General features: G+C 54.2%; 3 protein-coding genes and 2 pseudogenes. 1 reads left to right on the top strand and 4 read right to left on the bottom strand.

Annotated elements, in window-relative coordinates; genetic code table 11:
• From HMPREF2678_RS09765 to HMPREF2678_RS09775, 3 genes and pseudogenes are all read right to left on the bottom strand, one after another.
• Positions 1 to 440 (bottom strand): annotated as a pseudogene (locus HMPREF2678_RS09765) (malate synthase G); the annotation flags it as partial.
• A 27-nt stretch (positions 441 to 467) separates the two neighbouring features.
• Complete coding sequence (locus HMPREF2678_RS09770) at positions 468 to 692, bottom strand: NAD(P)-binding protein (RefSeq protein WP_034970997.1); 225 nt, start codon at positions 690 to 692, stop codon at positions 468 to 470.
• Between the two features lie 2 nt (positions 693 to 694).
• The gene (locus HMPREF2678_RS09775; RefSeq protein ID WP_034977149.1) at positions 695 to 1873 is read right to left on the bottom strand and encodes an MFS transporter; all 1179 of its coding nucleotides are present in this window, start codon (positions 1871 to 1873) and stop codon (positions 695 to 697) included.
• A gap of 51 nt (positions 1874 to 1924) precedes the next feature.
• Between HMPREF2678_RS09775 and HMPREF2678_RS09780 the strand changes: the two genes are divergently transcribed.
• Complete coding sequence (locus HMPREF2678_RS09780; protein WP_070552247.1) at positions 1925 to 2578, top strand: CGNR zinc finger domain-containing protein; 654 nt, start codon at positions 1925 to 1927, stop codon at positions 2576 to 2578.
• Positions 2579 to 2711: 133 nt separating this feature from the next.
• On the opposite strand, the pseudogene HMPREF2678_RS09785 reads toward HMPREF2678_RS09780, so the two are convergent.
• Positions 2712 to 3365: pseudogene (locus HMPREF2678_RS09785) on the bottom strand (malate synthase G); the annotation flags it as partial.

Consider the following 3365-nt stretch of genomic DNA (forward strand, 5'->3'; position numbering starts at 1 on the left):
CAGCGGGCGTTCGCCGCGTTCAGCGCGAAGCGGGCGTTCAGGATCGGCACAACCAGCTGCGGACCGCCGGTGGTTCCAACCTCCGGGTCAATGTTCTGGGTCTTAATCTCGAAATCGCCCGGCTCGTCGACCAGGTAGCCGATCTCCTTCAGGAACGCGGTGTACTCCTCCGGATCCTGAGCACCCTTGTGGTCGGCGTACCAGGCATCCATCTTTTCCTGTAACTCGTCGCGAGTGTTGAGCAGCTCGCGGTTGCGCGGGGTGTACTCCTCGACGATCTTGCCGAAGCCATCCCAGAACTTCTCCTGCTCCTCGGCGGAATCCTTGCCAATGACAGGAAGTACCTCGGTGTTCACGAAGTCGTAAAGGGTCTTGGCAACCTGAAGGCCTCCGGCAGTTACGCGCTCGGCACCTTGAGAAATAGCGGAATTAGAAATCAATGTAGAATAGTCCTCTCGAGAAATTATCTAGTAAAATCGGCGCATACCAAGAATATTGTTGGCTACATAATTCAGAATCATCTCCTCACTGACAGGCGCCGTTCGAAACAAACGGGCCGGCCAAAATAATTCTGAGACGCGATAATCCTTCGCAAATCCACTGTCAATCAGTTGGATTTCGTATCTTGCATGATCCAAGAGATTAGCCAGCGCAAGGCCAGCAATTCCTGCCCCTACAATGCCAATCTTCATTTTTAGGCACTCCTTGTTTGGTCAATATAGCTCTGCCGGGCAAACACAAACCCCACCGCAACCATTAGAACCACTCCTGAAGCCATGCATAGGCTTGCAATCGGCAATCCGGTTAGATCAATGAGGTACCCACCTGCCAGAGGAACAACACTCGCAGCGGCATACGTACCCAAACTCAAAAGTGCTGTTGCTCCAGGCACCGAATCTTCGTCAACCTCTTGATGGATGAGTCCAAAGCTGCCCAAATTACTAATCCCTTGCCCTGCGCCTATAAGTACCGCGCTTAGAATCAGGAACCATAAGCTCTGTTGCGTCATTGCTGCGCCAAAGATGCACATCGCCAACGCGATTAGCACCATAGAGAATCTGATGTGCGCAAGGCTGTGGAGTCGACGGACTAGACTCTGCGCGATCGGGCTAACCGCATACATACCTCCTGCAATCAGGCCAGCACCCAGGGGCCCGCTTGTTTCACTAATTCCGTTGAGAAGTGTTGGAGACAGCGCCAAAACTATTCCAGCAGCTGTCATTCCCGGGCCAAAAGCGCCGAGACCAGCAATAACAACGCGCTTGTCTCTCTTCCTCAACCCCTTGTGAGGCAACAGGTCTCGCGTGGGCTTACGCTCCGTCTCCGGCTCTGTTCCGACCACTACCAGCGACATTGCGAGAAGGAGAGCCATAAGAACGAAAACCGTCTTAGTCGGCCATGGAACTAACTGCGCAACCACGCCTGCAAACAAGGGTCCGCCTGCCAGCCCTATTGCGATACCTAACGTAGCCGTGAGCGTAGCTTTAGAGGATTCATCCTCACTAGCCATACTTTGCACAGCCGATGGCCCTAGCACCAAGAGAGCTCCTGAGCACAGGCCGGTAAGGATCCGAGCCAGTAGAAGTATTGGAATACTGTCCGCTAAGACGTAAAAGAGACACGAAACAATACCGAGCACCACAGCCACTTGCTGCGTACGCTTCCTTCCCCAACTATCACTGAGCCCCGGCGCCAACAAGAAGGCTGGCGCGAGCCCTCCAAGGTACATGATGAAGATGAGCGTCAGTGTCCCCGCAGAGAAGCCAATATCCGCACGCCACAGTTCCATCAGCGGGGTCGCGAGGTTCGGCAGCATGAATCCAGCCACCAACGGAAACGCATACAAAGCCAGAGGAAATGTGCGACGTGTCATACTCCAACACTAACCCCCTCAGGGGGTTAGTTCAAGAGGTACAGTAGATTTATGAATGCTTCATCCACAAACCAGCTTCGCCAGCTTTCTTTTGTGTTTTATGGTGAGCGGCCTGCTCTTGACTTTGCGAATACCCTTCGGCGCCGTAAAGATCCGCTGCATCCTACGGTCGACCTTCTCCACGATCGTTCTGACTTCGCCAGCTGGCTTAACCAAGCTCGCCGGGCAACGTCATGGGCCCGCGAACTTCCTGAGCTTGTGGAAACTCCAATGCCGATTAATCAGGAAAGCGTTACGGCGCTTCGCGAGGCAGTTTTACTTTTGGCAGAGCATAGCCTCGGCATGAATACACTCTCCTCATTCGAGTTAAGCTCCACAATCGAAGTACTCAACGAATGGTCCACTAGGCGACCTTTACTTCAGTTGGATACTCAGTCTTTCTCTCCGCATCTGCTTCACAGTGAAGAGTCGGACCTTAGGAAAGCACTGGCGAAGAATCTTGAGCTGGATCAGGCATTAGGTTTTGTCGCTGCCGATGCAGTTGCACTTTTCGGAACTAATGACCGGCAGCGATTGAAGATATGCGGCCACGAGCGTTGTGGAATTCTCTTCGAGGATCGCTCTAACGGCCTGCGGAGGCAGTGGTGCTCGATGAAGGACTGTGGCAATCGGGCTAAAGCCCGTCGCTACTCTCATAACAAGTAACCCGGGCTCTTAACCAGCACCTACTCTGCACCAGTCAAAGAGAAAGACCCCGCCCCAAGGCTCCGTTAACAGCCTCAGAGACGGGATCTAACTTGCAGGGAGTGCGAGAACGAGCACCCCTAGATGTAGCTAATTAGGCGATGCCGTTTTTAGCCTTGAACTCCAAACGACGAGCGTGCAGAATCGGCTCAGTGTAACCAGCCGGCTGCTCCAGCCCCTTAAACACCAAATCCTTCGCAGCCTGGAAAGCCACAGACTCATCAAAGTTCGGCGCCATGTTCCGGTAGTTCGCATCACCAGCGTTCTGCTCATCCACCTTCGCAGCCATACGCTGCAAAGACTCCAAAACCTGCTCCTCAGTCACCACACCGTGCTTCAACCAGTTAGCCAAGTGCTGCGAGTTAATACGGCAAGTAGCGCGATCCTCCATCAGATCGATGTCGTGGATATCCGGAATCTTAGAGCAACCCACACCCTGCTCCACCCAGCGAACCACATAACCCAGGATGGACTGGGAGTTGTTATCAATTTCCTCGGCGATCTCCTCAGCAGACCAATCAGCAGACTCCGCCACCGGGATAGTCAGAATGTCGCCCAGGGTCTCACGGCGGCCCTCGGTACGCAGCTTGTCCTGCATCTCGAAGACATCCACCTCGTGGTAGTGGGTTGCGTGCAGCGTTGCACCCGTCGGGGACGGAACCCACGCGGTGGAGGCACCCTCCTTCGGCTGGCCAATCTTCTGCGCCAGCATGTCAGCCATCAGCTCAGTCTTGGCCCACATGCCCTT

This window comes from Corynebacterium sp. HMSC058E07 (assembly GCF_001809885.1).
In the GTDB taxonomy this organism is placed as follows: domain Bacteria; phylum Actinomycetota; class Actinomycetes; order Mycobacteriales; family Mycobacteriaceae; genus Corynebacterium; species Corynebacterium macclintockiae.

Excerpts from the sequence above, each read along its gene's own strand:
- HMPREF2678_RS09770 (WP_034970997.1), bottom strand. The coding sequence starts at position 692 with ATGAAGATTGGCATTGTAGGGGCAGGAATTGCTGGCCTTGCGCTGGCT.
- HMPREF2678_RS09775 (WP_034977149.1), bottom strand. The coding sequence starts at position 1,873 with ATGACACGTCGCACATTTCCTCTGGCTTTGTATGCGTTTCCGTTGGTG.
- HMPREF2678_RS09780 (WP_070552247.1), top strand. The coding sequence starts at position 1,925 with ATGAATGCTTCATCCACAAACCAGCTTCGCCAGCTTTCTTTTGTGTTT.